Genomic DNA, 25,951 nt, shown 5'->3' on the forward strand with positions numbered 1-25,951 from the left:
TGCCGCGCCTCCTGGCCTGCGGGGCGCCGGGCAGCCCGCCCCGACCTGCCCGCCCCGTCTGATCATGGCCGACGGGGATGAACGTCTCCCCGTACCACGTCGCGGCACTCTGACCCGGGACGCTCCGACCCGTACCCCTGTCCGTCCGGCCGGTTCCTCCGTGAGGGGCCGGTCGGCGGGGCGGGATCGTCAGCCCACCGCCTTCAGCATCTTCCCGACCGCCGTGACAATGACGTCCGGGCGGTCGCCCGCGATGTCGTGCGAGCTCTTCGCGGCGGTGACGAGGTCGCGGTTCGGGGCCCCCTTCACGAACTCCTGCTGGGCGTTTCGCCAGAGCTGCGCGTCCTCGGGTGTTTCAAAGGGGGTCTTCTCCGACACGATGGCCGTCGCCGGGACGCTCCGGGGCCAGGAGATCTGGTGGTACGCGCGGTGCGTCGGGCCGTAGCCCTCCGCGGTGGCGAGCAGTTGGCGGGTCTGCTGCGTCGAGGGCTGGTCCTTGAGGGCCGCCACCTGCGCCTTGTTCGCGGCTTCGATCCTCGCCGTCTCCTCGTCCGTGTAGAACTCGGGCAGACTTCCGTCGACGAGGACGGCGCCCGCGAGCCAATTCGGGTTCTCCTTGGCGAAATAGGTGGCGACCTCGCCCGCCTGGGAATGCGAAACCAGGATCACGTCATGGGTGATTCCCAGCTGTGTCAGTCCGGCCTTCAGATCGGACACCGCGTTCTCGACTTTCCACGCCCCGGGAACCTCGTCGCTCTTTCCCATTCCGGCCCGGTCGTACGTGACGACCATGGAACCGGTCCTCTTGGCCAGGTCGGGCGCCATCTTCTTCCAGTACGACGAGTCCTCGCCGCCGCCCGCGTCCAGGACCAGGGCCGGGAGCCGGCCGGGGGTGACATGGAAGGCCAGGCTGTGGTCACCGTTCGCGACCATACGGAGGGAGGCAGCGGACGCCGACGGCTTCACGGCAGCCGGGGCCTTGGAATTCTGGTGGGACGACTGGCCGGGGCTCTTCGGCTTCCCGGAATCGGAAGGGGTCGAATCCGCGCAGGCGGTGATTCCGGTCAGCGCGGCGGCCAGGCAGAGGCCCACGATGGCGGGCCGGAGGCGGTGGTTCTTCCGTACGGTCTCAAACATGGCTGTGTCATTCCCAGGGATTGGCTGAACGGCTGGGCCGGAATGCCTTCCGGCATGTCCGACGTGCCCGGTCGGGCTTCTTCGAACATCAGTAATCCTTCTTGAAATCGGATTCCCGGTCGATGGGGCTGCCCGCCGGGCACGTGACTGCCTGAGGCCACTGGTGACGGTGGGGGTATCCCCCAGGTGTCCCCGGCCATCCCGGCCAACTCCGGTCATCCGTGGCCACCCCCCGGGGACCCCGCAGGGTCGTTCGCGCGGGGGGTGTCCGCGCGGGCAAAAATAATGCAAGCATGCTTGATTGTTTTCTGTCCCGCTGGCAGGCTCCGGGGCACACCGCCACGCCCCGAGGGGAGCGCACCGTGTCCGATGCCTCAGCCGTGCTCGACGATCTCCGCAGTGAGAGCGAGGAACTCGACCTGCTGGTAGCCAAGTTGAGCGAGTCGCAATGGGCGTCGGCGACGCCCGCCGCAGGGTGGAGCATCGCCCATCAGGTGGCCCATCTGAGCTGGACCGACGAGGTCGCCCTGCTCTCCGCCACCGACCCCGAGCGGTTCGGCGGCGAGGTCGCGCGGGCGATGCGGGACCCCGAGGGCTTCGTCGGCGAGGCCGCCGGCGCCGTCGTGGCGGCGTACGCCCCGGGCGCCCTGCTCACTCGCTGGCGCACCGGGCGGGAGCGGCTTCAGGAAGCCCTGCGCGCGGCCCCCGCCGGGACCCGGTTTCCCTGGTACGGGCCGCCCATGAGCGTCGCATCGATGGCGACCGGGCGGCTCATGGAGACCTGGGCGCACGGCCAGGACGTGGCCGACGCACTCGGTGTCACCCGCGCCCCCACCGCCCGGCTGCGGCACGTCGCCCGCATCGGGGTACGGGCCCGGGACTACGCCTTCCTCGTACGGGGGATCAAGGCGCCCGACGAGGAGTTCCGGGTAGAACTGATCGCACCCGGTGGGGAGTTGATCGGTTACGGGCCGGAGGGCGCCGCCCAGCGGGTCACCGGGCCGCTGCACGACTTCTGCCTGCTCGTCACCCAGCGCGCCCACCGCGACGACCTCGCCGTACGGGCCGAGGGGGCGGACGCCGACACCTGGCTGGACATCGCCCAGGCCTTCGCCGGGCCCGCCGGACCCGGACGCGCCCCGAAGCAGGGGAGCGGCAAGTGACGGACGCGCCCGTGCCCGCCCCGCTGCGGATCGGCAACGCTTCCGGGTTCTACGGCGACCGCTTCGACGCCGTGCGCGAGATGCTCACCGGCGGCCCCCTCGACATCCTCACCGGCGACTACCTAGCCGAGCTCACCATGCTCATCCTCGGCCGCAGCCGGCTGAAGGACCCCTCGCGCGGCTACGCCACCACCTTCCTGCGGCAACTGGAGGAGGGCCTCGGGCTCGCCCGGGAGCGCGGGGTGCGGATCGTCACCAACGCGGGCGGCCTCAACCCGACCAGACTGGCCGACGCCGTAAGGGAGTTGGCCGACAAGGTGGGCGTGCCCGTGCGCGTCGCGCACGTCGAGGGCGACAGCCTGCCCGTCCCCGACGGATACCTCACCGCCAACGCCTACCTCGGGGGCGACGGCATCGCCGCCTGCCTGCGGGCCGGGGCCGACGTCGTCGTCACCGGCCGGGTCACCGACGCCGCGCTCGTCACCGGGCCCGCCACCGCCCACTTCGGCTGGGGACCCGACGACCACGACGCGCTCGCCGGAGCCGTCGTCGCCGGGCACGTGCTGGAGTGCGGCACCCAGGCCACCGGCGGGAACTACTCCTTCTTCCGCGGCCACGACCTCCGGCGCCCCGGCTTCCCCGTCGCCGAGATCCACGCCGACGGCACGTCCGTCATCACCAAGCACGACGGAACCGGCGGCGTCGTCGACGTCGGCACGGTCACCGCCCAACTGCTGTACGAGACCGGCGGCGCCCGGTACGCGGGACCCGACGTCACCGCCCGGCTCGACACCGTACGACTGGCGCGGCAGGGCCCCGACCGGGTCAGGATCTCCGGGGTGCGCGGTGAGGCCCCGCCGCCCACCCTCAAGGCCGGGCTCACCCGGCTCGGCGGCTGGCGGGGCGAGGTCGTCTTCGTGCTCACCGGACTCGACATCGAGGCCAAGGCGCAACTCGTCCGGGACCAGTTCGCGGACGCCTTCGCACGTGCCGGGAGGCAGCCCGACGAGGTGCGGTGGGAGCTCGCCCGTACCGACCGGGCCGACGCCGCGACCGAGGAGACCGCGAGCGCCCTGCTCCGGCTCGTCGTCCGTGACCAGGAACCGGACGTCGTCGGGCGCGCCCTCTCCGGCGCCGCGATCGAACTGGCCCTCGGCAGCTACCCGGGCTTCCACGTCACCGCCCCGCCCGGAAAGGGCGCGCCCTACGGGGTGTTCGAGGCCCGGTACATACCGGCGGGAGAGGTGACCCATGTCGCCGTGCTCCCGGACGGGCGGCGGGAAGTGCAGGAGCCGCCCGCCCGCACCCGGGCCCTCCAGGAAGCCGAACAGCCCCCGCTGCCGGATCCGTTGGCCGCCGGGCCCACCCGTACCGTCCCGCTCGGGCTCGTCGCGGGCGCCCGCAGCGGCGACAAGGGCGGGGACGCGAACGTCGGGGTGTGGGTGCGCGACGACGAGGCGTGGCGGTGGCTGGCCCACGAACTGACCGTCGAGCGGTTCCGGGAACTGCTCCCGGAGACCGCCGCACTCCCCGTCGTACGCCATGTCCTGCCGAACCTGCGCGCCCTGAACTTCACCGTCCCCGGGCTCCTCGGCGAGGGCGTCGCCGCCCAGCACCGCTTCGACCCGCAGGCCAAGGCGCTGGGGGAGTGGCTGCGCTCACGCCACCTGCCCGTACCCGTGACCCTGCTGCCGGTGTCGGACGGCGAGGCCTCCGTGACCCTGCTGCCGACACGGGACGGCGAGCCCCCCGTACCCCCGATGGACAGCACCGACGCACCGGAGGTGCACGCATGACCGTCCTGCCCACCGGGCTCGACACCGCGAGCCCCGACTACACCGCCAACCGCGCCGCCATGCTCGACAAGCTCGCCGGTCTCGACGCCGCGCACGCCAAGGCACTGGAGGGCGGCGGCGAGAAGTACGTCGAGCGGCACCGCGCACGCGGCAAGCTGCTGGCCCGTGAGCGCATCGAGTTGCTCATCGACCAGGACACCCCGTTCCTGGAGCTGTCGCCGCTCGCCGCCTGGGGGAGCGACTACGCGGTGGGTGCCTCGCTCGTCACCGGGATCGGAGTGGTCGAGGGCGTGGAGTGCCTGATCACCGCCAACGACCCGACCGTACGCGGCGGCGCCTCCAACCCCTGGACGCTGAAGAAGGCCCTGCGCGCCAACGAGATCGCCTTCGCCAACCGGCTGCCGACCATCAGCCTCGTCGAGTCGGGCGGCGCCGACCTCCCGTCCCAGAAGGAGATCTTCATCCCCGGCGGGGCGCTCTTCCGCGACCTCACCCGGCTGTCGGCCGCCGGCATCCCGACCGTGGCCGTCGTCTTCGGGAACTCCACGGCCGGTGGGGCGTACGTCCCCGGCATGTCCGACCACACCGTCATGATCAAGGAGCGGTCCAAGGTCTTCCTCGGCGGTCCGCCGCTGGTGAAGATGGCCACCGGCGAGGAGAGCGACGACGAATCGCTCGGCGGCGCCGAGATGCACGCGCGCACCTCCGGCCTCGCCGACCACTTCGCCGTCGACGAGCAGGACGCGCTGCGCCAGGCCCGCCGGGTCGTCGCCCGCCTCAACTGGCGCAAGGCGCACGCCGATCCGGGCCCGGCCGAGCCGCCCAAGTACGACGAGGACGAGCTGATCGGCATCGTGCCCGGCGACCTGAAGGTGCCCTTCGACCCGCGCGAGGTCATCGCCCGGCTGGTCGACGGCTCGGACTTCGACGCCTTCAAACCGCTCTACGGGACGAGCCTGGTCACGGGATGGGCCCGGCTGCACGGCTATCCGGTCGGCATCCTCGCCAACGCGCAGGGCGTGCTGTTCAGCGAGGAGTCGCAGAAGGCCGCCCAGTTCATCCAGCTCGCCAACCAGCGTGACATCCCGCTGCTGTTCCTGCACAACACCACCGGCTACATGGTCGGCAAGGAGTACGAGCAGGGCGGCATCATCAAGCACGGCGCGATGATGATCAACGCGGTGTCGAACTCCAGGGTCCCGCATCTGTCCGTGCTGATGGGCGCCTCCTACGGCGCCGGCCACTACGGCATGTGCGGCCGGGCCTACGACCCGCGCTTCCTGTTCGCCTGGCCCAGCAGCAAGTCCGCCGTCATGGGCCCGCAGCAGCTGGCCGGGGTGCTCTCCATCGTCGCCCGCGCCTCCGCCGCCGCGAAGGGGCAGCCGTACGACGACGAGGCCGACGCCGGACTCCGTGCCATGGTCGAGCAGCAGATCGAGTCCGAGTCCCTGCCGATGTTCCTGTCCGGGCGGCTGTACGACGACGGGGTCATCGACCCGCGCGACACCAGGACCGTCCTCGGGCTGTGCCTGTCCGCCATCCACACCGCACCGGTCGAGGGCGCCCGCGGCGGCTTCGGCATCTTCCGGATGTGAGCACCCACATGATCACCACACTGCTCGTCGCCAACCGAGGCGAGATCGCCTGCCGGATCTTCCGCACCTGCCGCACGCTCGGTATAGCCACCGTCGCCGTGTACTCCGACGCGGACGCCGACGCGCTGCACGTAAGGGAGGCCGACACCGCCGTGCGGCTCCCGGGGGCCGCGCCCTCCGCCACGTATCTGCGCGGCGACCTCGTCGTGGCCGCCGCGCTCGCGGCGGGCGCGGACGCCGTCCATCCCGGGTACGGCTTCCTCTCCGAGAACGCCGGATTCGCCGCCGCCGTGCAGGACGCGGGGCTGGTCTGGGTCGGCCCGCCGGTCAAGGCCATCGAGCTGATGGCGTCCAAGACCCGAGCCAAGGAACTGATGGCCGCCGCCGGGGTCCCGCTCCTCGCCCCCGTCGACCCGGCCGAGGCCCGCGCCGAGGACCTGCCGCTGCTGCTGAAGGCGGCGGCGGGCGGGGGCGGTCGCGGGATGCGGATCGTGCGCGAACTGGTAGACCTCGAAGAAGAGTTGACTGCCGCAGTGGCCGAGGCGCTGTCCGCCTTCGGGAACGGGGAGGTCTTCGCCGAGCCGTACGTGGAGCGCGGCCGGCATGTCGAGGTCCAGATCATGGCCGACGAGCACGACGGGGTCTGGGCGCTCGGCACCCGCGACTGCTCCCTCCAGCGCCGCCACCAGAAGGTCATCGAGGAGGCCCCCGCACCCGGTCTCAGTGACGAGCTGCGCGACCGGCTGCACGCCGCCGCCGTGGCCGCCGCACGGGCCGTCGGCTACCGGGGCGCGGGCACCGTCGAATTCCTGCTCACCGACGACGGACGGCCGTACTTCCTGGAGATGAACACCCGCCTCCAGGTCGAACACCCCGTCACCGAGGCCGTGTTCGGCCTCGACCTCGTCGCGCTCCAGCTGCGCACCGCCGAGGGTGAACCGCTGCCCGCCGCCGCACCCCCGCACCCGGCCGGACACGCCGTCGAGGCCCGGCTCTACGCCGAGGACCCGGCCCGCGACTGGCAGCCACAGACCGGAGCACTGCTCTCGCTCGACGTGCCGGAGGAGCCCGGCATACGCCTGGACACCGGGTACACCGGCGGCGACACCGTCGGCGTGCACTACGACCCGATGCTCGCCAAGGTCATCGCGCACGCCCCCACCCGCACCGAAGCCGCACGCCTCCTCGCCCGCACCCTGGAACGCGCCCGCATCCACGGCCCGGTCACCAACCGCGACCTGCTCGTACGCTCCCTGCGCCACCCGGACTTCATGGCGGCCCGCCTGGACACCGGCTTCTACGAACGCCACCTTCAGGCGCTGACCCCCGCACCCGACGAGGCGGGCGGGCAACTGGCCGCCACCGCCACCGCTCTCGCCGACGCGGCCCACACCACCACCACCGCGGGCGTCACCCGCTTCGGGGCCTGGCGCAACCTCCCCTCGCAGCCCCAGCTCAGGCGCTACCGCGGCGAACCCGACGGCCGCGAGTACGAGATCACCTACCGCACCACCCGCGACGGCCCGGCCGTCGACACGCAGGGCGTCCGCGTCGTCGTCGCCCGCCCCGACCGCGTCACCCTCGAATCCGCTGGCGTCATACGGCACTTCACCGTGTCGCGACATGGCGACCGGGTGTACGTGGACACCGCCACCGGCTCGTACACCTTCACCGCCCTGCCCCGCTTCACCGACCCCGCCGAACGGACCGAACCCGGTTCCCTGCTCGCCCCGATGCCCGGCACGGTCGTCCGCCTCGCCGAGGGTCTGGCGGCCGGGGCAGCCGTCGAGGCCGGGCAGCCGCTGATCTGGCTGGAGGCGATGAAGATGGAGCACCGCATCCTCGCCCCCGCCACCGGCACCCTCACCGCGCTGCACGCCGCACCCGGCCTCCAGGTGGAGGTCGGCGCACTGCTCGCCGTCGTCACCGAGCCGACGGACCACGACCCCGAAGCCTCTGAGGAGACCGCATGAGCACCGTTCTCGAAACCGAAGAGCACCAGGCCCTGCGCGCAGCCGTCGCCGCCCTCGGCAAGCGGTACGGGCGCGACTACATGACCTCCGTCGTCCGGGACGGCGCCCACCCCGGCGAGCTGTGGGCCGAGGCCGCCAAGCTCGGCTACCTCGGCGTGAACCTCCCCGAGGAGTACGGCGGCGGAGGCAGCGGAATGGCCGAACTCTCCATAGTTCTGGAAGAGTTGGGGGCCGCCGGCTCACCCCTCCTCATGATGGTCGTCTCGCCCGCCATCTGCGGCACCGTCATCGCCCGCTTCGGCACCGACGCCCAGAAACGGCAGTGGCTGCCCGGCCTCGCGGACGGCAGCCTCATCATGGCCTTCGGCATCACCGAGCCGGACGCCGGTTCCAACTCGCACCGGATCAGCACCACCGCCCGCCGCGAGGGCGAGGAGTGGGTGCTCACCGGCCGCAAGGTCTTCGTCTCCGGCGTCGACATCGCCGACGCCACGCTCATCGTCGGCCGCACCGAGGACGCCAGGTCCGGCAAGCTCAAGCCCTGCCTGTTCATCGTCCCGCGCGAGGCCCCCGGCTTCCAGCGGTCGCAGATCGACATGGAACTCCAGGCCCCGGAGAAGCAGTTCGAGCTGGTCCTCGACGAGGTGCGACTGCCCGCCGACGCACTCGTCGGCGACCAGGACGCCGGTCTCCTCCAGCTCTTCGCCGGGCTCAACCCGGAACGCGTCATGACCGCGGCCTTCGGCATCGGGATGGGCCGCTACGCGCTCGGCCGCGCGGTCGAGTACGCGAAGACCCGGCAGGTGTGGAAGGAGCCCATCGGCGCCCACCAGGCCATCGCGCACCCCCTGGCCCAGGCCCACATCGAACTCGAACTGGCCCGGCTGATGATGCAGAAGGCCGCCCGGCTCTACGACGACGGCGAAGACATCGCCGCGGGCGAGGCGGCCAACATGGCCAAGTACGCGGCCGGGGAGGCGTGCGTGAAGGCCGTCGACCAGGCGGTGCACACCCTCGGCGGCAACGGCCTCACCCGCGAGTACGGCCTCGGCTCCCTGATCACCGCGTCCCGCGTCGCCCGGATCGCACCGGTCAGCCGGGAAATGATCCTGAACTACGTGTCCCATCAGTCCCTGGGTCTCCCCAAGTCGTACTGACAGCCGCCATTCTGTCCCTCCACGCCGTACGGGACCCGCCAGGGTCCGCGGGTCCCGGCCACGGCGACGCACCCCACCTCTCCACGCGCGTTTGCACGGAGCGGCCCATCCCCGCCCCGTCCTCGCCGCCCCGCCTTTCCGCATCGAAGGGACTACCCGCCATGGCGCACGTGTTCCGGAGCGACTACCCCGACGTCCAGCCACTCGACACGGCCATCCACGACGCGGTGCTGGGCCAGGCCGCCGCGGAGTACGGCGACGCGGTCGCCCTGATCGACGGTACGAACGACAGCAGCCGGCTCACCTACCGGCAGCTCGACACCTTCCACCGGAAGATCGCCGCGGGGCTGGCCGCCGCCGGACTCGCCAAGGGCGACGTACTCGCCCTGCACAGCCCCAACACCATCGCCTATCCGGCCGTCTTCTTCGCCGCCACCAGAGCCGGGGCCACCGTCACCACCGTCCACCCGCTCGCCACGGCCGACGAGTTCGCCAAACAGCTCCGCGACTCCTCCGCCCGCTGGATCGTCACCGTCTCCCCGCTCCTGGACACGGCCCGCCGCGCGGCCGAACTCGTCGGCGGCATCGAGGAGATCTTCGTCTGCGACCAGGCCGCGGGACACACCTCCGTCCTCGACATGCTCGCCACCACCGCCCCCGAACCGATGATCACCATCGACCCGGCGCAGGACATCGCCGCGCTGCCGTACTCCTCCGGCACCACGGGCATCCCCAAGGGCGTCATGCTCACCCACCGCTCCATGGCCACCAACCTGGAGCAGCTGCGCCCCTTCATCCCCATGGGCCCCGGGTCCCGCATCCTGGCCGTGCTCCCCTTCTTTCACATCTATGGGCTCACCGCCCTGATGAACGCACCGCTGAGGACCGGCGCCACCGTCGTCGTACTGCCGCGCTTCGACCTCACCCAGTTCCTGGCCGCGATCGAGACGCACCGCATCACCGGCCTGTACGTGGCCCCGCCGATCGTCCTCGCGCTCGCCAAGCACCCGGCCGTCGACCGGTACGACCTGTCCTCGCTGGAGTACGTCGTCAGCGCCGCCGCCCCGCTCGACGCCGAACTCGCCGCCGCCTGCTCGCGCCGGCTCGGCCTGCCGCCCGTGCGCCAGGCGTACGGGATGACGGAACTCTCGCCCGGCACCCATGTCGTCCCGCTGGCCGCCGAGAACCCGCCGCCCGGGGCCGTCGGCACCCTGCTGCCCAACACCGAGATGCGCATCGTCTCCCTGGACGCCCCCGACGAGGACGCCGGAACCGACACCGAGGGCGAGATCCTGATCCGGGGCCCGCAGGTCATGAAGGGCTACCTCGGCCGCCCCGAAGCCACCGCCGACATGATCGACGGCGACGGCTGGGTGCACACCGGCGACCTCGGACGTGTCGACGAGGACGGCTGGCTGTTCGTCGTCGACCGGGTCAAGGAACTCATCAAGTACAAGGGCTACCAGGTCGCCCCCGCCGAACTCGAAGCGCTCCTCCTCACCCACGAGTCCATCGCCGACGCCGCCGTCATCGGCGTGTACGACGCCGACGGCAACGAGGTCCCCAAGGCCTGCCTGGTCCGTCAGCCGTCCGTCGCGCCGGTGGACCTCACGGCGGACGACGTCATGGCGTACGTCGCCGAGCGCGTCGCCCCGTACAAGAAGGTCCGGCAGGTCGAGTTCATCGACGCCGTACCGCGCGCCACGTCCGGCAAGATCCTGCGCCGCGAACTGCGCGACCGCGAGAACTCCCGCACCGCACCCGACACCCCGGAGACGACCCCATGACGCTCGCCGCCCCCACGCACGAGCGCGGCATCACCACCCTCACCCTGGACTCGCCGGCCAACCGCAACGCGCTCTCCGCGCGACTGGTCGGCGAGCTCTCCGCAGCCCTTGCCGGGTGCGGGGCCGACGACTCCGTACGAGCCGTCGTCCTCACCCACACCGGCAACACCTTCTGCGCGGGCGCCGACCTGACCGCACCCGCCGACCCGGCGGCCTTCGTCGCGCTGATGCGGCAGATCGTCGCGCTGCCCAAACCGGTGGTGGCCCGGGTCACCGGCCACGTCCGGGCGGGCGGGCTCGGACTGCTCGGCGCCTGCGACATCTCCGCGGCCGGACCGGCCGCCACGTTCGCCCTCACCGAGTCCCGCCTGGGCCTGGCCCCCGCCGTCATCTCCCTCCCGCTGCTGCCCCGCACCGACCCGCGCGCCGCCGCCCGCTACTACCTCACCGGCGAACGCTTCGACGCCGCCGAAGCCGCCCGGATCTCACTGATCACGCTGGCCGCCGACGACGTGGACGACGCCCTCGCCCCCGTGCTCGACGGACTGCGCAGGGCCTCCCCGCAGGGCCTGCGGGCGTCGAAAGAACTGGTCACGGCTAGTGTGCTCGAGACTTTCGAACAGCACGCAGAAGACCTCATCGCCCGGTCCGCGGCACTCTTCGCCTCCGCGGAGGCCCGCGAGGGAATGACGGCCTTCCTCGAACGACGGGACCCCGCATGGGTGTGGTGACGCAGGGCCGAGGCCCAGGACCCAAACAGGACCGCAGCCGCGCCACCCGCAAACGGCTCCTGGAAGCCGCGGTCTCCTGCCTCGCCGAACACGGCTGGGCGGGCTCCACCGTCTCCGTGGTCGCCGAACGCGCCGGAGTCTCGCGCGGCGCCGCCCAGCACCACTTCCCGACCCGCGAGGACCTGTTCACCGCGGCCGTCGAGTACGTCGCCGAGGAACGCTCCGCCGCCCTGCGCGCCCTCCCCGACCAGGACCGCGCCGCGGTCGTCGCCGCCCTCGTCGACCTCTACACCGGCCCCCTCTTCCGCGCCGCCCTCCAACTGTGGGTCGCCGCCTCCAACGAGGAACAGCTCCGCCCCCGCGTCACCGAACTCGAAGCCCGCGTCGGCCGCGAGACCCACCGCATCGCCGTCGGCCTCCTGCACGCGGACGAGAACCGCCCCGGCGTACGCGAAACGGTCCAGGGCCTCCTGGACATGGCCCGCGGCCTGGGCCTGGCCAACGTCCTCACCGACGACACGGCCCGCCGCCGCAGGGTCGTGGCGCAGTGGGCGGCGATGGTGGAGGACGCGCTGGGCTGAGCGGTCCAGGCACCGGTACGGACCCGCCGCCGGCGGCCGTCCGGCCCGCATCCGGCCCGCATCCGGCCCGCATCCGGCCCGCATCCGGCCCATCCGGCTCGTCGGATGCCAGCACATGAGGCGGGTTCGCCGAGCACGGATGCCCCTGGATATCCTGCCTTGTCCTGAACAGGCCAGGGAGGCCCCCGTCATGAGCAGCACCACCCCACCCTTTCCCGCCCGGATCGAGCTCACGGAGGAAGGCCTCGTCCTGCGCGACTGGACGGAATCGGATCTGGCCGCGATGCCGGATCTGTTCGACCACCCCGACGTCGCGCACTGGACCCCGTTCGCCTCGCCCTTCGACGAGGAGGCCGCCCGGTCCTGCCTGGACAGGGCCCGGAGCCAGCGGGCGGCGGGCGTGACCATCCGCCTCGCCATCACCGTCGACGGCGGCGCACCGCTCGGCGAGGTGATGCTGCGACGCGCCCCTGAGGGCACGGAGATCGGTTACGCGGTCGGCCCGGCGCACCGAGGCCAGGGACTGGCCGCTCGGGCGGTGCGGATGATGGCCGCGTACGCCTTCGAGGAGCTGGGTGCGGAGCAGGTGATCCTGGAGCTGGAGGCCGAGAACGCGGCCAGCGTCGGGGTGGCCACCAGGACGGGCTTCAGCCTGCTCGACGTGCCCCTGATCGAGGGCGAGGAGAAGGGGCGGCCGTATGTCCTGCAGACGTGGGGCCTGAATCGGCCGTGACCCCGATCGGCCCCACGGCCGAGGGGCCGGCCCTCGCATGAGAGCGGGGACTCACGGAACGGATGCGTGCGCCCTCTCCGGCTCTGGTTGCCGCGCCATGGTCAGTACTCCGGTTGTGGACCGTGATCTCGTGTCTTGCGGTGGCGAAGGTTGAGCGCGTGCCTCCCGACAAGGGAAGTGGCTCGGCTGGGCCGGAGGCGCCGCGGCGTTACGTGTTCTGGCAGGCTCTGGCTTCGAAGTCCGCCAGGGGGACGGTGATTTCGGACTTGTCGCCTTCACCCGAGATGTTGTCGTAGCGGACATTTCCGGGGGTGAGCCGGTCCCGGTCGGCCAGGGTGAAGGAGACGTTGCCCGATGACCACGAGTTGTCGGTGGTCCAGCCGTAGAGGGCATAGGCGGTCTTGGCGGTGAGCGGAGTGAGAGGTCTGGTCGCGGTCCAGCCGGCAGCAGGAGATTCGAGGGACCAGATGGCGAGACCGGCCGTGAGGGGACGGTCGGCGGTCCATGAACCGACCGTCACCGTCTTGTTGACTTCGGCGCTGTGCACGTAGAGGGTCGCACCGTCGATGTGATGTCCGCAGACCATCATGACGCCGAGCAGATGGCCGTCGGCGGTCACGGAGATACCGGCGACGGCGTCGATGGGAACCGTGCACCCTGAGGTTGTGGCCAGGGCCATGACGGCCGCGACGGCACCGACGGCATGCCGGAACACCGGCCGTGAAGTGGTCGACCACATGATGAGCCCCCTGCCCGGGGTCGCGCGTGCGGCCCCGCCTCCCGGAGGGTAGGGGCCGAGCGGCGTCGGGCCGCAGCGTCGCCACCCACCTGTTGCGCGCTCGTTATTGCCTTGTGGCCGCAGGTCACAGCATGGATCCCGCCCGATGACAGGACATGTTCGAGTACGTCCTCGCGGTTGCCCGCGACCACCGGATCGCACCCGGGCGGGCAAGGTGCGGGCCGATGAACTGAGCCTCTTCCAACCTCACGTTGACGCGTGATAGAGGACGAGCACGGCCTGGCCGATCGCAGGGATGCGGTTGGTGCTGAGGCTAATGAACTTGGCAGGGAGTTCGGTTCAGGGAGCTTTGAGGAGGTCGCGGAGTCCGGCGACGAGTTTGGTGATGTCACGTTCGGCGGGCGGCTCCGCCGGGGCGCCGGTGCTGGTGCCGGTGGCGGTGGTGGTCTTCGGCTGTCGGCAGGGGTGGCAGAGGCCGTCGGGAAGTGCTTCGGGGCGGCCGGGGGTGCCGCATTCGGTGCACTCCATCATCACGCGCCGGACGGGGGTCCCTGCGGGCGGCGGTGTGGGGGCGGTGGGCAGGGCGGGCGGGAGTTTGTCGTTGAGGCGGCGGCGGACGAAGCCGACGGGTGAGTCGACGCGGAGGGGCAGTCCGGCGGTGAGGGCGTGGGTGAGGTAGTCGGTGTCCACGCCGCGGTCGAACCACCGGGTGGCCAGGGCCTCCAGGACCGTGCAGTCGGCGGCGGACAGCGCGAGCCGCGCATCGACGCGCCCGAGTCCGGCCAGTGCCAGGTACGCGGGCGAGGGAGACGGCGAGGGGGAGGGCGACGGCGCGGGCGCGGCAGCGGGCCGGTCCGGCTCGGCCGGCCGCTGTGCAGGCGCCACAGGAGGAGCCACCGGCTCGACCTCCGGCACGGGCGTGGGCACCGCCACAGGTACCGGCACCGGTTCGGGCGGGCATTCCTGGTGCTCCGGCACCAGGTGCGCGGCCCACCACTCGTTGTCCCGGGAGGTTCGCGACCAGTAGGTGCGGAACACCCACCGCACCTGGTCGCGTTCGCCGACAGCGCACCGGACGCGTCGCAGATGCCCGGCGGCCGACAACGCGGTCAGGGCGGAACCGACGGCCTGCTGCCCGTAGAGCGGGAGTTGCTTCGCGAGGCACTTCACGCTCATCGTGGCGCCCTCGGGCAGCCGCTCGATGAACCCGGCGACATACCGCTCCCGCAACGGCAGCAGCGCGAAGTCGTCAGCGCGGGCCGGGAGTTCGTCCGGCGCGGTTCGCTTGCCGTAACCGGGATGGGCCATCGGGTACGGGGCCGACACTGCGGACACGGACAGGGCGGGACTAAAGTTCTGAACAGCCACGAGATCGGGTCTCTTTCGATCTTGGGGTGAGACCCCGGCCGGTGCGATTACACCGCGTCGGGGTCGTTTCGTTCTCGCACCGTAGACAGTCGCCACGCACCGTCGCAAGCTGTCACCATTAGTCATACTTGCTGGCCGTGACGGGTCAGGGAGGTTGGGGAGGTTTTACCAACCACCCTTCTTTCCCTACCGGTTAAAGAAGGCGCTCGAATCTCGGAGCTCGTGGCTCGACGCTCGGATCTCGAAGCTCGGATCCCAAGTCCCGAGCCCCGGACCGCCCCGCGCCTCATGCGCTCGAACGAGTGAACACCCCCTCCCGAAGCCCGAGCCCCGAGCCCCGAGCCCCGAGCTTCGAGACCCGAGCTTCGAGCCGACCGTCCGGTGCCGCTGAACCTTGACTGATTCCCACCGGGACTTCACTGAGCGGCAGTTACTCACACCGGGCCTTGAGCGACCAGGTCTGCGGGGCACGTATCCGGCTTGCCATCGAGCGCACTCCAACTCCTACGATGCGCTGCACCACGCTCTTCCCCAGTGCACGGCCCCACAGCCCAACAGCCCAACAGCTTCTACAGCCAGACAGCGAGGGAGCACACCATGCGTTACCGCACACTCGGCCGCACCGGCATCGAAGTGAGCACGTACTGCCTGGGCACGATGATGTTCGGCTCGGTCGGCAACCCCGACCACGAGGACAGCATCCGGATCATCCATGCCGCAATGGAAGCGGGCGTCAACTTCGTTGACACGGCGGACATGTACTCGGCCGGTGAGTCCGAGGTCATCGTCGGAAAGGCGCTGCGGGCGTCCGGCCGGCGGGACGAGGTCGTACTCGCGACGAAGGTCCACTTCCAGATGGGCGAGGGCAGGAACCGGAGCGGAAACTCCCGCCGCTGGATCACCCAGGCCGTGGAGGCGAGTCTGCGGCGGCTCGACACCGACTGGATCGACCTCTACCAGGTGCACCGCCCGGATCACACCACGGACATCGAGGAGACGCTCGGGGTCCTCGGCGACCTCGTGCAGGCGGGCAAGATCCGGGCGTTCGGGTCGTCGACGTTCCCCGCCGAGGACATCGCGGAGGCGCAGCACGTGGCGGAGCGACGCGGCCTCCAGCGGTTCCGGACCGAGCAGCCCCCGTACTCGCTCCTCGCGCGCGGGGTGGAAACGTCGGTGCTGCCGACGGCTCAGCGCTACGGCATGGGGGTCCTGACCTGGAGCCCGCTCGCCTCCGGTTTTCTGAGCGGCCGCTACCGGGCGGGGCAGACCATCGATCTCACCTCCGGGCGGGCGCAGTTGAACCCCGGGCGCTTCGACCAGTCCATCCCGGAGAACGTCACCAAGCTGGAGGTCGCCGGCCGGCTCGCCGAGCTGGCCGCGGACATCGGCTGCACTCTCCCGGAGCTGGCCGTCGCCTTCCCGCTCGCTCATCCGGCCGTCACCTCGGTCATCGTCGGCCCACGTACGGTGGAACAGTGGGAGGCCCTGCTGAAGGGGGCGCCGGTGGTCCTGGACGACTCGGCCATCGACCGCATCGACGAGATCGTCCCGCCCGGCACGAACCTCTATCACCCGGACGGCGCATGGCAGCCGCCCTCCCTGACGGACGTCGGCCGCCGTCGCCGCCCGACGGACGAGCGGGCCGCATCGTGACCTGCCCGTACTGCTGACGATCTCCTCACCGGGCCTCTGACCTCGCCCGTCTCGACTTCCACACCCGCTGGCCCAGTCGGAGATTTACGGTGCGGCGGGGGCCGTCCCGCATCCGACCAGCCAGGAGCCCAAGCCGTGAACGTCGAGATCCAGCCGCATGTACGCGACGCCGCCTCGCAGTTCGGGGCGGGCGTTCCGTACGCCTTGAAGGTCCTGGCCGGTCGGCTGGCCGACGATCCGGACATGGGCCGGCCCTCGGATCTGCCCGGGATTCTCACGGTGGAGGTCGACGGAGACCTGTTCGAGGACTGCCCCGCCCTGGCCATCGGCTACATCCGAGAGCCGGACCGTCTAGAGATCCGGTACGTGACCCCGATCTCCGCCGCGGAGCCCTCAACGACCGCCCAGCACCAGGACCGGGAGGAGGATCGCGAGCAACCTGCCGGTCCTGCCGTTGCGGCGGTCACCGTACGGGAGGTCGCCGACTCCTGGCGACGCATCACCGGTCGGCTCCAGCACCGCGCCCCGACTCCTACTCAGCCCCCAGGACACCATGGGCCTCTTGGACCGTCTGCTGCGAGAGCTGGGAGAGCAATGAGCACTGAACGCGCGTGGTTCAAGTCCAGCCATAGCGGCGACGAGGGCGGCGCCTGCCTTGCAGTCGCCTACGCATGGCGGAAGTCCAGCCACAGCGGTGGTGAAGGCGGCCAGTGCGTCGAAGCCGCCGCGCACCCCGCCGCCGTACACGTCCGCGACTCCAAGCACCCCGAGGGCCCGGCCCTCGCGCTCCCGCCCGCCGCCTGGGCCGCGTTCACCGCCCACGTGGGCCGCTGAGGCACTGGACGAGCCATGGGGGACTACTTCCAGACGATCGTCGACCTCGACGCCACCGAGCGGGACGCGCAGGAGCTCGGGGCCCGGGTCCTGGACTGGCTGATCGCGGAAGGCATCGTGAACGCCGAGCGCACCGACTGCGTCCTGGACGGCGACGGATACGGCCATGAACCCGGCCCGCACTTCGCCAAGGCCGTCGACGACCCGGAGCCCGTCGACCTCTGGTCCAACGGGCTCCACGTCCAGACCGGCCGTACCGTCTTCGACAGTGGCCAGGGAGACGCCGGTGCGGCCACCTGCCCGCTCTGCCTGACCGAGATCCGGCTGGTCGACGAGACGTGGCAGCCCATCGAGTCCGCCTGGGCCCCCTTCCAGGGGCGGTTTCACGACTGGGCGGAGCAGGGCGGCGAAGGGATCGTGCACTGCCCGTCCTGCGCCCGCCCCTCCGGCATCGACCGGTGGAGCTGGGAGGACGACTACTACGCGTGCGGGCAGCTCGGGTTCACGTTCTGGGGCTGGGCGGAGCTCTCCTCCGGCTTCACCCGGGAGGTCGGCCGCAAGCTGGGCGGCCACCGCACCGCAGTCCTCAGGGGGTGACCTGTGACAGCGATGGTTGATGCATTGCCACCGAAGTTTGACCACCGGTAGGTTCCTGCCAGCGAAGTTTGACTGGTGGGGCTGCTGACGGTCTGGGGGAACGGTGGGGGCACCGGCGCTTGCGTGCGGCGATGCCGCGTTATCGGCCTTTGAGCTGGACTTTTTCGACGCGGGTGAGCGTCGGCGAGAGCCGCTGGGACGGGCCTGGAGCACGCGGTTCGAGGCGGGCGATCCGGTCCGTACGTTCAACTGGGCCAAGGACACCGAGGGGTTCGCCGGCTGGTACTACTCGGTGACCGCAAGCGGCCATGTGGGCTACGAGTCGTGGCTGGAGCGGGACCGGCTGATCCTGATGGACCGGGATCCGGGGATCATCGGGATCGCGTCGCAGCCGTTCTGGCTGCACTGGCAGGAGGGCAAGCGCCTGCGCCGCCACGCTCCGGACTACTTCGTACGGCTCGCGGACGGCCGGGGCCGTGTGGTCGATGTGCGTGCCGGTGACCGGATGGACGAGGCGACCAGGGAGCTGTTCGCCGGGACTCGGATGGCCTGCCGGGCGGTGGGCTGGGAGTTCTCCCACGTCGGCGTCCCTGATCCGGTGCTCATGGCGAATGTCCGGTGGCTGTCGCGCTATCGCAGGCGCCGGTGCGGCCGTCGCACCGATGTCGCCGAGCGGCTGCTGGACATCTTCGCGGAGCCGACCGAGCTGCTGGCAGGGGCGGTTCAGGCCGGTGACCGCTTGCTGGTGCTGCCTGTGCTGTTCCACCTGATGTGGTCGGGGACCCTGGCCGCGGATCTGGAGGGCGGACTGCTCCAGGCCGAGAGCCCGGTCTGGGCGGAAGGACGGCGGGGATGAGTACGTTGCGGCGGCCGGCGGGGATCGCGGTCGGCTCCTGGGTCCGCTTCCGGGGCCAGGTCCGTGGGGTGGTCTCCGTTGGCACGAGGACCGTGACCCTGGCCGACTCCGGCGGTGACCCGCAGGTGGTGACCGTGGCCGAGCTGGTCGCGGCGGCCGACTTTGCGGTGGTCGACAGCCCGGTGCGGATGCCGCTGCCGGCAGCGTCGCTGCTGGAGACCTTCCCCGACCGGGTCGTGGAAAAGGCCCTGTGGTGGGAGGGGCACATCCTCGAAGTCCTGCACGGCCTGCCCCCGGATGCCGGTGAGGACGCGGTGCCGCGGCCTGAGTACGCAGCGGGCCGCTCGTTGACCGCTCGGCAGCAGGCCAAGGCCGCCGAGCTGACCTTGCTGGGCCACAAGGTGTCGGCGAGTACGGTCGCTCACCGACGCCGCCGCTACCAGGCCGAGGGAGTGCTGGGGCTGGCCGACCATCGGCCGGTCCGCAAGCAGAGCGAGTTCGGCTCGGTCGACGAGCGGATCGTGACGGCGATGCGGCAGGCGATCGCCCAGGGCGTCGACTCTTCGACCCGCAACGGGGCCTTCATCCTCTGGAAGACCGGCGAGATCCTTAGACAATCCGCTGAAGGGCAGAATGTCGAGCTGCCCTCCGAGCGCACGCTCTACCGGCTCCTGGCCAAGCTGACGAAGGGGACTCACACCTTCGGCACGGCCACCAACCGCCGCTCCAAGGCCCACGGGGCGACGGCGCCGTTCGGTGAACTACCCGCCTTTGCGCCGGGCGAGGTCATGCAGATCGACTCCACGCCGCTGGATGTGCTGGTCCTCCTCGACAACGGGGTGACCGGGCGAGTCGAACTCACCGCCATGATCGATGTCGCGACGAGGACGCTGACCGCGGCCGTGCTGCGGCCGAGCACGAAGGCCGTCGACGCCAGTGTGCTGCTGGCCCGCACCGTCACCCCCGAGCTCATGCGGCCGGGTTGGGTGGACGCCTTGAAGATGTCCCGCTCGGTGCTGCCGCACCGCAGGCTGCTGGACCTGGACGAGCGCCTGGTGCATGCCGCCGCCCGCCCGGTGATCGTTCCCGAGATAATTGTCTGCGATCACGGGAAAGCGTTCATCTCCCGCAACTTCCAGTCGTCCTGTCGGTTCCTGGAGATCGATGTGCAGCCGGCTCACAAGGCGGCGGGTTTCGAGAAGGGGCACATCGAGTCGACGCTGGGCTCGGTGGCCACGCTCTTCGCCCAGTTCCTGCCTGGCTACACCGGCCGGTCCGCCGACCACCGCGGACGGCATCTGGAACGTGAACGCCTTTGGTCCTTGCTGGAGTTGCAGGAGTACCTGATGAGTGGATTGTCGCGAAGTGGCAAAATCGCAGACACGATGGGCTGCGTGACCCGTCCCATCCGGGGCGGATGTTCACCCCGAATGAGAAGTACGCCACGCTCGTCGAGATCTGTGGTTACGTCCCGGTCGCGCTGACCGGCGACGACTACGTCGAACTGCTGCCCGCGGACTGGCGGGTGGTCAACGACTACGGCATCCGGATCAAGAACCGGACCTACGACAGCCCCGAGCTCGGCCCGATGCGCCGCCGGCACTCCGGTGTCCAGGCCAAACGGGGCCTTTGGGAGGTCCATCGGGACCCCTACGACGTCTCCCGGATCTGGGTACGCGACCACCGCGGCGATGGCTCGTGGGTCCAGGCCATCTGGAAGCACCTGCAGCGGGCCCCGATGCCCTTCGGTGACCTGGCCTGGAACCACGTCAGCCACCAGCTGCCGGGCGCCACCGAGACCGAGATCGCCGACGCGGTCGCCCACCTGCTCACCCGCGCCCATGCCGGGCCCGAAGAGGCGGACCGGCCGGCGAAGCGGGCCAAGGCCAGCAAGCGGGACCGGCGGGTGGCCGCCCGCACCAAGGCCGCGGGGCCCTCCACCCCGGCACCCCGCCCCGAGCCCGCTCCGCAGACGGCGGCCGAAGCCCCGGACACACCGGTCGAGGATGCCGAGGCGGAGGAGACATTGGCCGAGGTGATCCCGCTGGGCCTGTTCGATCCGCGCGAAGACCCCTGGAGACGCACGTGATGATGCCGGACACCGCAGCCGAGGGCACCGGGCGGCACCTGACGACACTGACCGGATGGCGTCAGTTCGCCGTTGACCCGCCCGCGCCTCCCACGCTGCTGACCGCCGCCGAGTACGCCGCGTTGCCCGCGCCGGACAAGTACCTCTACGACGAGGCCCGCCTCGACCACCACGCGCGTCTGCTGGTGGTGGCCACCTCCACCGTCCGCCACACCGTCGCCACCGGCCGGCGTCTGGTCGTGCTGAATCGGCACGCCATCAGCGCCCGCCGCGGGCTGATCGTCTCCGGGCCCGCCGGCACGGGGAAGACCATCGCGATCACCCAGCTCGGCCTGGCGCACGAACTCCTCGACCGCTCCCGCCATCCTCATTCCCAGGACCGGATCCCGGTCCTCTACGTCACCCTCCCGCCGGCCGCGACAGCCCGCATGATCGCCGCCGAGTTCGCCCGCTTCCTGGGCCTGCCCGTGAGGGCCCGGTTCAACATCACCGACATCATTGAGGCCGTCGTCGGCGTCTGCACGGATGCCCGCACGGGTCTGGTGCTGGTGGACGAACTCCACAACATCTCGCTGACCAGCCGCAATGGCGCCGAAGTCGCCGACACCCTGAAGTACTTCTCGGAGCGAATACCGGCGACCTTCATCTACGCCGGCATCGACATCGAGGGCAGCACCCTGCTGTCCGGCACCCGCGGTGCCCAGATCGCCGGACGCTTCACCCTCATCCCCACCCATCCCTTCCCCTACAACCGGGAATGGAAGGGCCTGGTCGCGCAGATCGAGAACACTCTGCTGCTGCACCAGCATGAGCCGGGCAGCCTGGCCGCGCTCGACCGCTACCTCCACGACCGCACCGGCGGCATGATCGGCGCGCTGTCCCACGTCATCCGCGGGGCCGCGATCGACGCGATGCTGACCGGCACCGAGAAGATCACCGAGCGCGGGCTGAAGGCCATCCCGCTCGACTTCGCCGCCCAGGAGGCCACGACCGCCAAGCCCCGGGCGGCACGGTGAGCGTGAACCTCGTCCCCGATCCCTCGGTGACCCAGCTTCCCGTTCAGGTCCGGCCGCTTCCGCGCGAGGGCACCGATGCATTCATCGTCCGCCTCGCCCACGCCAACCACCTCAAGGTCGGCTACCTGCGGGACTACCTCTGCGAACCGCCCCACCACAAAGGCGCCCCGAGCTTCAGCCGCCTCGGCGCCGCGACCGGCAGGGACCCCGCCGCGCTCCGGGACACCCTGGAAGGCACGTCCGGCACCTGCAAAGAGTGCGACGCGCCGCTTCCGGCGACCAAGTCCGGCGCCCGGAGCCCCCGCCAGCACTGCTCCGCCCGCTGCCGTCAGCGAGCCCACCGAAGACGCCACCGCCCGGACCAGTCCACTCAACCACGGCAGCTGGCCTGCGAGTTCTGCGCGAAACCCATCGCCGAGACGGCCGAGGGAGAAGCCCGGCGCTGGTGTTCATCGCGCTGCCGCCACCGGGCACGCCTCCAACCGGCCGGACCGACCGTCCTCGAGCGGCAGACCGACCTCTCCGAGCAAAGGCCCACGGCCGGCTGCAGTCACTGCGGCACCCCCATCGACCCAGGCCGGACCGACGCCCGTCGATACTGCTCCGCCGCCTGCCGTCAGAGAGCGTTTAGGCGGCGGAAGGAAGTACGGGACAACGTCCCCGCGCACGACGGCCTGATCAGCCTGTGACCACTCCACGAGCGGACAGCCAGTCGCAGCCCCCTCGGCTCACCCGCCTGCCAATCCAGGTCCGGCCCCGCCTCGGCGAGGGCACCGAGTCCTTCATCCGCCGTCTCGCCCGCGCCAACCACCTGCCCCACAAATACCTGCTCAGGGTTCTTTGCCGACGCGGCAGTTACGGGACCCCGGACCTCGACCTGCTGGCCCAGGTCACCGGCCGGACCGTCACCAACCTGCGACGAACACTCCCCGATGCCCCGGGACGCGTTGACTCCGACCCGGCTCGGACCTGCATCTTCTCCACGGCTCTCGACCGCCGGGTTACAGATTCCCCGACCAGGCTCAACCTCGTCATGCTCCTGTTCGACGCCTACCAGGACGGCACACACCGGCATCAGCTCAGCGCCCGCTACAAACTTGATCGGCGCATCGTCCGCATCGCACTCCAGCATCAGCAACCACGCGGCCCCCTGCGCCACACCCACAACCTCATCACGCTCCTGGCCGCGATCGACCCTGCCGACCTACACGACATGCTCACCCCAGTGATGCCGGCACCGCCCCCGTGATCACAGCCTTGTTGGGCAAGCGGCGTCAGCCGGAGAACGAAACTTCCCCGTTCAGATGGTCCGCGATGCGCGCGATGGTCCCCGCGTTCTCCTCGAACAAATGCGCCTGCATGCCGACTGCCCGGGCGGCCTCGACGTTGATCGCGACGTCATCGACGAACAGACAGTCTTCCGGGCGCACTCCCAGCCGGGCACAGGTCACCTCGAAGGCGCGCGGGTCGGGCTTGCAAACGCCGATCTCGTGGGAGTAGACGATGTGCTCGACCAGTTCGTCAAAGCGGTACGCGGCTACCTCCCGCTCCCGGGCACCGACAAAGCTGTTGCTCAGGATGCCCAGCCTGCACCGCAACCGCAGACCCCGCACATACGTGATCAGCTCATTGTTCGGCGATCCCAGATACTCGGCCCACAGATCCGCCATGAAGGCTTCCACGTCAACAGCGTCGAGACCGAGACAATCAGCCACCTGATCTTGCACCTCAGGCTCGCTGACCGCTCCGATACTGCCCGCCTGCCAGACCTCTCCCAGCCGCTCGTGCACAGCACCCGTCGGCAGCCCGAGCCTCTGTTCCCAGCGTCCAACCCACCCCGTCTCGGGAGTGAGCTCCAGCACTCCACCGATATCGAGAATGACGCAGCGCGAGTCCAACGGATTCCCCCTCGTTCATCGCGTGGTCGAGCCACCGGCGCGCACGCGGTTCGTTCATGTGATCCACGCACACTCTCGGCCTTCACCCCAGGGCAAGGTCAAGGAACAGGCAGCCTCTGTGACAGTCCTGTTGAAAGCCGCCCCCGTTGCCGCTGAACCTGCAGGGCGCTGCCTCAACCCCTCCCGAGAAACGCAAGGCGGATCTGCGCATATCGGCCTCCCGACAGGCCGACGCACTCTGCATCGGTCAAACTTCTGTGGCAAACCGTCAAACTTCGCTGTCACAGGTCAGGGGGAAGCTGTAGGACCGGGCGGGGCGGGCGCGACGGGCGCGGCGGGCGGTGTGGGGCGGGCGGTGCGGACTCGGCCCCTGCCGATCCGTCCGGATCACCCCCGCTGGTTGAGGTGGGCATTTATGATGTTCGCGTGATCAACCGCATCGACGCTGTGATCTCGGCCTTCGGTGTCCTCGCCGGCACCGTGCTGCTTGTCGCAGCCGTTCGTGAGTACCACTCCGGAGCGTCTGCTCTCTGGGTCGTGGCCGGAGCTCTGCTCCTCCTCATTACCCTCCACACGCTTGTGCGTGATGTACGACGCCTTCGGACAGGGCAAGGTCAGAAGATCTGACGTCGCAGCCGACCAGCGGCAGGGTCACCGCCATCACGAGCAGCCCCGCGGCACGCCTTACCCGAGCAGTCACGTCCCAGCCCCTCGCTGTTCGGAGGAGGAAAGCATAGGGGGCGAAGGCCGTTGACCTTGGAGGTCCTCAGCGAAACGGCCTGGGTCGAACGACCGATGGGCACGTGATCGCCGCCTCGTTAGGCTCCGTCGGCATGGACCGGCCGACGCACGGCCGGTCCGCACCCGTCAGGAGGTTGCCCCATGCCGTTCAACGCCGCAGCTCACGTACGCATGGCCCGTCCGTCACGCGATCTCCAGGCGGCGGAACGCTTCTGGGTCTCGGGGCTCGGCCTCGACATCCTGTACCGGCACGAGGCCGACGGCACGCCCGGCAGGCACTCGCTGCTGATGGTCGGACGGCCCGACGCGGCCTGGCACCTGGAGCTCGTACACGACCCCGCCGCCCCCACCGACCCGCGGCCGACCCCCGAGGACCTGCTGGTCGTCTACCTCGGAGAACCGGTGCCGGACTCCCTCGTGGAGCAGCTCGAACTGCACGGCGGCAAGCGGGTACCCGCGCACAATCCGTACTGGGACACCTGGGGCGTGACGGTCCAGGACCCGGACGGGTACCTGCTGGTGCTCTCCACCAGGACCTGGTCCAACTCCTAGCCGGCACGGCCACCACGAGTCCGGCGTCGCGCAGGCTGCGCACCGCGCACCGCGCGCCGACCACCGAGCCGGAGGCAGAGAACGGCACCCGAGCGGCGCCCTCGCACGGCTGCGGCGCGCCCAAGTCCCGGAAAACGCACCGTGAACTCCTCCCACGCCTTTCCGAGAGGGGGAGAAAAGCGCAAACTGCTCCCACGTCTCGATCTGGACATTTAGGGGTTCATTTCCGGACCTGGAGCCGTGGATGATTGCTATACGCGGCCGCCTTACGGGATCTTCGTAGAGCAAGAGAAATGCAAGAGCGAGAGCAATGTGCGGGCTGACGGAAGGGCCGTACAGAGGTGGGCGAATATGTTTTCGACATCTCTTTGTTCGTTCGGCCGTGACGTGGTCTTCCTGCTCGAGTGCCGAATGAAGGAGAACTTGTGATCTCAAAGACGAAGAGGTTTGCCCGTTCGGTGGGCGTGGCAATTGCCGCCACCGCGGCGGTCACCATGGTCATGCCCACGAGCAACGCTTTCGCCATCGACCACGTCGAGTGCCGTGGCGGGGAGAACTTCCTGAAGATCTGGTCCCACCTGGACGGTCGCACCAGCGTGGACTGCTATGCCAACAAGGGCCGGACCGGCTTCGGCAGCTGGTGGGTCGACCGCATTTCGACGGGTAACAACGATCTCATCTACTACGACGCGAACGGCGACTCGGTGCGCATCAACCGGTGGACCGACATCACGTTCCCGAACCATCCGCCGCGGGTCAAGGACATCGAAATCCTCTAGCGGATGGCGGACAGCTGTATGTCCTGTCGCCGCTGATGTGACCGGGCCGGGTCCGGTTCCCCGCCAAGAGTGAGGGGAGTCGGACCCGGTCAAGGAATTCGGTCATCTGCGGGGCATTTCCCACTGGTATTACGGGCCGACCCACGATTGGTCTCGCGGCGTGCTGGCCTGGGGAT

Annotated in this window: 23 protein-coding genes and 1 pseudogene; 20 read left to right on the forward strand and 4 right to left on the reverse strand. The window is 70.4% G+C overall.

Going from position 1 to position 25,951, the window contains the following annotated elements:
• Positions 1 to 189: 189 nt before the first annotated feature.
• A complete protein-coding gene (locus FHX80_RS16730; RefSeq protein WP_208764672.1) occupies positions 190 to 1,137 on the reverse strand; it encodes an alpha/beta fold hydrolase in 948 nt (315 codons plus the stop codon).
• A 362-nt stretch (positions 1,138 to 1,499) separates the two neighbouring features.
• Between FHX80_RS16730 and FHX80_RS16735 the strand changes: the two genes are divergently transcribed.
• The 9 genes from FHX80_RS16735 (at position 1,500) to FHX80_RS16775 (ending at position 12,653) form a co-directional block, all read left to right on the forward strand.
• A complete protein-coding gene (locus tag FHX80_RS16735) occupies positions 1,500 to 2,300 on the forward strand; it encodes a TIGR03084 family metal-binding protein (RefSeq protein ID WP_145764915.1) in 801 nt (266 codons plus the stop codon).
• A gap of 11 nt (positions 2,301 to 2,311) precedes the next feature.
• Entirely contained in the window at positions 2,312 to 4,096 is a 1,785-nt protein-coding gene (locus FHX80_RS16740; RefSeq protein WP_145767340.1) for an acyclic terpene utilization AtuA family protein, read from the forward strand.
• Positions 4,093 to 5,691, forward strand: a complete 1,599-nt coding sequence (locus FHX80_RS16745; protein ID WP_145764916.1) for an acyl-CoA carboxylase subunit beta — start codon at positions 4,093 to 4,095, stop codon at positions 5,689 to 5,691. The genes FHX80_RS16740 and FHX80_RS16745 overlap by 4 nt, the downstream gene beginning before the upstream one ends.
• An 8-nt stretch (positions 5,692 to 5,699) precedes the next feature.
• Positions 5,700 to 7,664: an acetyl/propionyl/methylcrotonyl-CoA carboxylase subunit alpha gene (locus FHX80_RS16750; RefSeq protein ID WP_145767341.1), complete on the forward strand. Its 1,965-nt coding sequence runs from the start codon at positions 5,700 to 5,702 to the stop codon at positions 7,662 to 7,664.
• Positions 7,661 to 8,821 carry an acyl-CoA dehydrogenase family protein gene (locus FHX80_RS16755; RefSeq protein WP_145764917.1) on the forward strand — a complete coding sequence of 387 codons (1,161 nt, stop codon included), beginning with the start codon at positions 7,661 to 7,663 and terminating at the stop codon, positions 8,819 to 8,821. Before FHX80_RS16750 ends, FHX80_RS16755 begins: the two co-directional genes overlap by 4 nt.
• A gap of 161 nt (positions 8,822 to 8,982) precedes the next feature.
• Positions 8,983 to 10,608 carry a 4-coumarate--CoA ligase family protein gene (locus FHX80_RS16760; protein ID WP_145764918.1) on the forward strand — a complete coding sequence of 542 codons (1,626 nt, stop codon included), beginning with the start codon at positions 8,983 to 8,985 and terminating at the stop codon, positions 10,606 to 10,608.
• Positions 10,605 to 11,339, forward strand: a complete 735-nt coding sequence (locus FHX80_RS16765; protein ID WP_145764919.1) for an enoyl-CoA hydratase family protein — start codon at positions 10,605 to 10,607, stop codon at positions 11,337 to 11,339. The genes FHX80_RS16760 and FHX80_RS16765 overlap by 4 nt, the downstream gene beginning before the upstream one ends.
• Complete coding sequence (locus FHX80_RS16770; RefSeq protein ID WP_145764920.1) at positions 11,327 to 11,920, forward strand: TetR/AcrR family transcriptional regulator; 594 nt, start codon at positions 11,327 to 11,329, stop codon at positions 11,918 to 11,920. The genes FHX80_RS16765 and FHX80_RS16770 overlap by 13 nt, the downstream gene beginning before the upstream one ends.
• Positions 11,921 to 12,110: 190 nt before the next feature.
• Positions 12,111 to 12,653 carry a GNAT family N-acetyltransferase gene (locus FHX80_RS16775; RefSeq protein ID WP_145764921.1) on the forward strand — a complete coding sequence of 181 codons (543 nt, stop codon included), beginning with the start codon at positions 12,111 to 12,113 and terminating at the stop codon, positions 12,651 to 12,653.
• Between the two features lie 208 nt (positions 12,654 to 12,861).
• Here the strand turns inward: FHX80_RS16775 and FHX80_RS16780 are convergent, their stop codons facing one another.
• Both FHX80_RS16780 and FHX80_RS16785 read right to left on the reverse strand, forming a co-directional pair.
• Positions 12,862 to 13,392: a hypothetical protein gene (locus tag FHX80_RS16780; protein ID WP_244318305.1), complete on the reverse strand. Its 531-nt coding sequence runs from the start codon at positions 13,390 to 13,392 to the stop codon at positions 12,862 to 12,864.
• A gap of 339 nt (positions 13,393 to 13,731) precedes the next feature.
• Positions 13,732 to 14,760, reverse strand: a complete 1,029-nt coding sequence (locus FHX80_RS16785; RefSeq protein WP_208764673.1) for a MarR family transcriptional regulator — start codon at positions 14,758 to 14,760, stop codon at positions 13,732 to 13,734.
• Between the two features lie 597 nt (positions 14,761 to 15,357).
• Here FHX80_RS16785 and FHX80_RS16790 point away from each other — a divergent pair.
• From FHX80_RS16790 to FHX80_RS16825, 8 genes and pseudogenes are all read left to right on the forward strand, one after another.
• A complete protein-coding gene (locus tag FHX80_RS16790; RefSeq protein WP_145764922.1) occupies positions 15,358 to 16,413 on the forward strand; it encodes an aldo/keto reductase in 1,056 nt (351 codons plus the stop codon).
• A gap of 594 nt (positions 16,414 to 17,007) precedes the next feature.
• The gene (locus FHX80_RS16795; RefSeq protein WP_145767344.1) at positions 17,008 to 17,247 is read left to right on the forward strand and encodes a DUF397 domain-containing protein; all 240 of its coding nucleotides are present in this window, start codon (positions 17,008 to 17,010) and stop codon (positions 17,245 to 17,247) included.
• A 15-nt stretch (positions 17,248 to 17,262) separates the two neighbouring features.
• A complete protein-coding gene (locus FHX80_RS16800; RefSeq protein WP_145764923.1) occupies positions 17,263 to 17,844 on the forward strand; it encodes a hypothetical protein in 582 nt (193 codons plus the stop codon).
• 103 nt (positions 17,845 to 17,947) lie between these two features.
• Positions 17,948 to 18,700 carry a TnsA-like heteromeric transposase endonuclease subunit gene (locus FHX80_RS16805; protein ID WP_244318306.1) on the forward strand — a complete coding sequence of 251 codons (753 nt, stop codon included), beginning with the start codon at positions 17,948 to 17,950 and terminating at the stop codon, positions 18,698 to 18,700.
• A pseudogene (locus FHX80_RS36780) lies at positions 18,697 to 20,789 on the forward strand (Mu transposase C-terminal domain-containing protein). Before FHX80_RS16805 ends, FHX80_RS36780 begins: the two are co-directional and overlap by 4 nt.
• A gap of 2 nt (positions 20,790 to 20,791) precedes the next feature.
• Complete coding sequence (locus tag FHX80_RS16815; protein WP_145767346.1) at positions 20,792 to 21,805, forward strand: TniB family NTP-binding protein; 1,014 nt, start codon at positions 20,792 to 20,794, stop codon at positions 21,803 to 21,805.
• Entirely contained in the window at positions 21,802 to 22,494 is a 693-nt protein-coding gene (locus FHX80_RS16820; protein ID WP_145764924.1) for a TniQ family protein, read from the forward strand. The genes FHX80_RS16815 and FHX80_RS16820 overlap by 4 nt, the downstream gene beginning before the upstream one ends.
• Positions 22,491 to 23,054 (forward strand): TniQ family protein, encoded by a 564-nt coding sequence (locus FHX80_RS16825; protein ID WP_145764925.1) that lies wholly within the window; start codon positions 22,491 to 22,493, stop codon positions 23,052 to 23,054. Before FHX80_RS16820 ends, FHX80_RS16825 begins: the two co-directional genes overlap by 4 nt.
• A 25-nt stretch (positions 23,055 to 23,079) precedes the next feature.
• Here FHX80_RS16825 and FHX80_RS16830 read toward each other — a convergent pair whose 3' ends face one another.
• The gene (locus tag FHX80_RS16830; RefSeq protein ID WP_145764926.1) at positions 23,080 to 23,703 is read right to left on the reverse strand and encodes an HAD family hydrolase; all 624 of its coding nucleotides are present in this window, start codon (positions 23,701 to 23,703) and stop codon (positions 23,080 to 23,082) included.
• Between the two features lie 426 nt (positions 23,704 to 24,129).
• On the opposite strand from FHX80_RS16830, the gene FHX80_RS16835 reads away from it, so the two are divergent.
• The 3 genes from FHX80_RS16835 (at position 24,130) to FHX80_RS16845 (ending at position 25,775) form a co-directional block, all read left to right on the forward strand.
• The gene (locus FHX80_RS16835; protein WP_145764927.1) at positions 24,130 to 24,330 is read left to right on the forward strand and encodes a hypothetical protein; all 201 of its coding nucleotides are present in this window, start codon (positions 24,130 to 24,132) and stop codon (positions 24,328 to 24,330) included.
• A 255-nt stretch (positions 24,331 to 24,585) separates the two neighbouring features.
• The gene (locus FHX80_RS16840) at positions 24,586 to 24,996 is read left to right on the forward strand and encodes a VOC family protein (RefSeq protein WP_145764928.1); all 411 of its coding nucleotides are present in this window, start codon (positions 24,586 to 24,588) and stop codon (positions 24,994 to 24,996) included.
• A 425-nt stretch (positions 24,997 to 25,421) separates the two neighbouring features.
• Positions 25,422 to 25,775, forward strand: a complete 354-nt coding sequence (locus tag FHX80_RS16845; RefSeq protein ID WP_145764929.1) for a beta/gamma crystallin domain-containing protein — start codon at positions 25,422 to 25,424, stop codon at positions 25,773 to 25,775.
• Positions 25,776 to 25,951 lie beyond the last annotated feature (176 nt).

The organism is Streptomyces brevispora, from assembly GCF_007829885.1.
Taxonomy (GTDB): domain Bacteria; phylum Actinomycetota; class Actinomycetes; order Streptomycetales; family Streptomycetaceae; genus Streptomyces; species Streptomyces brevispora.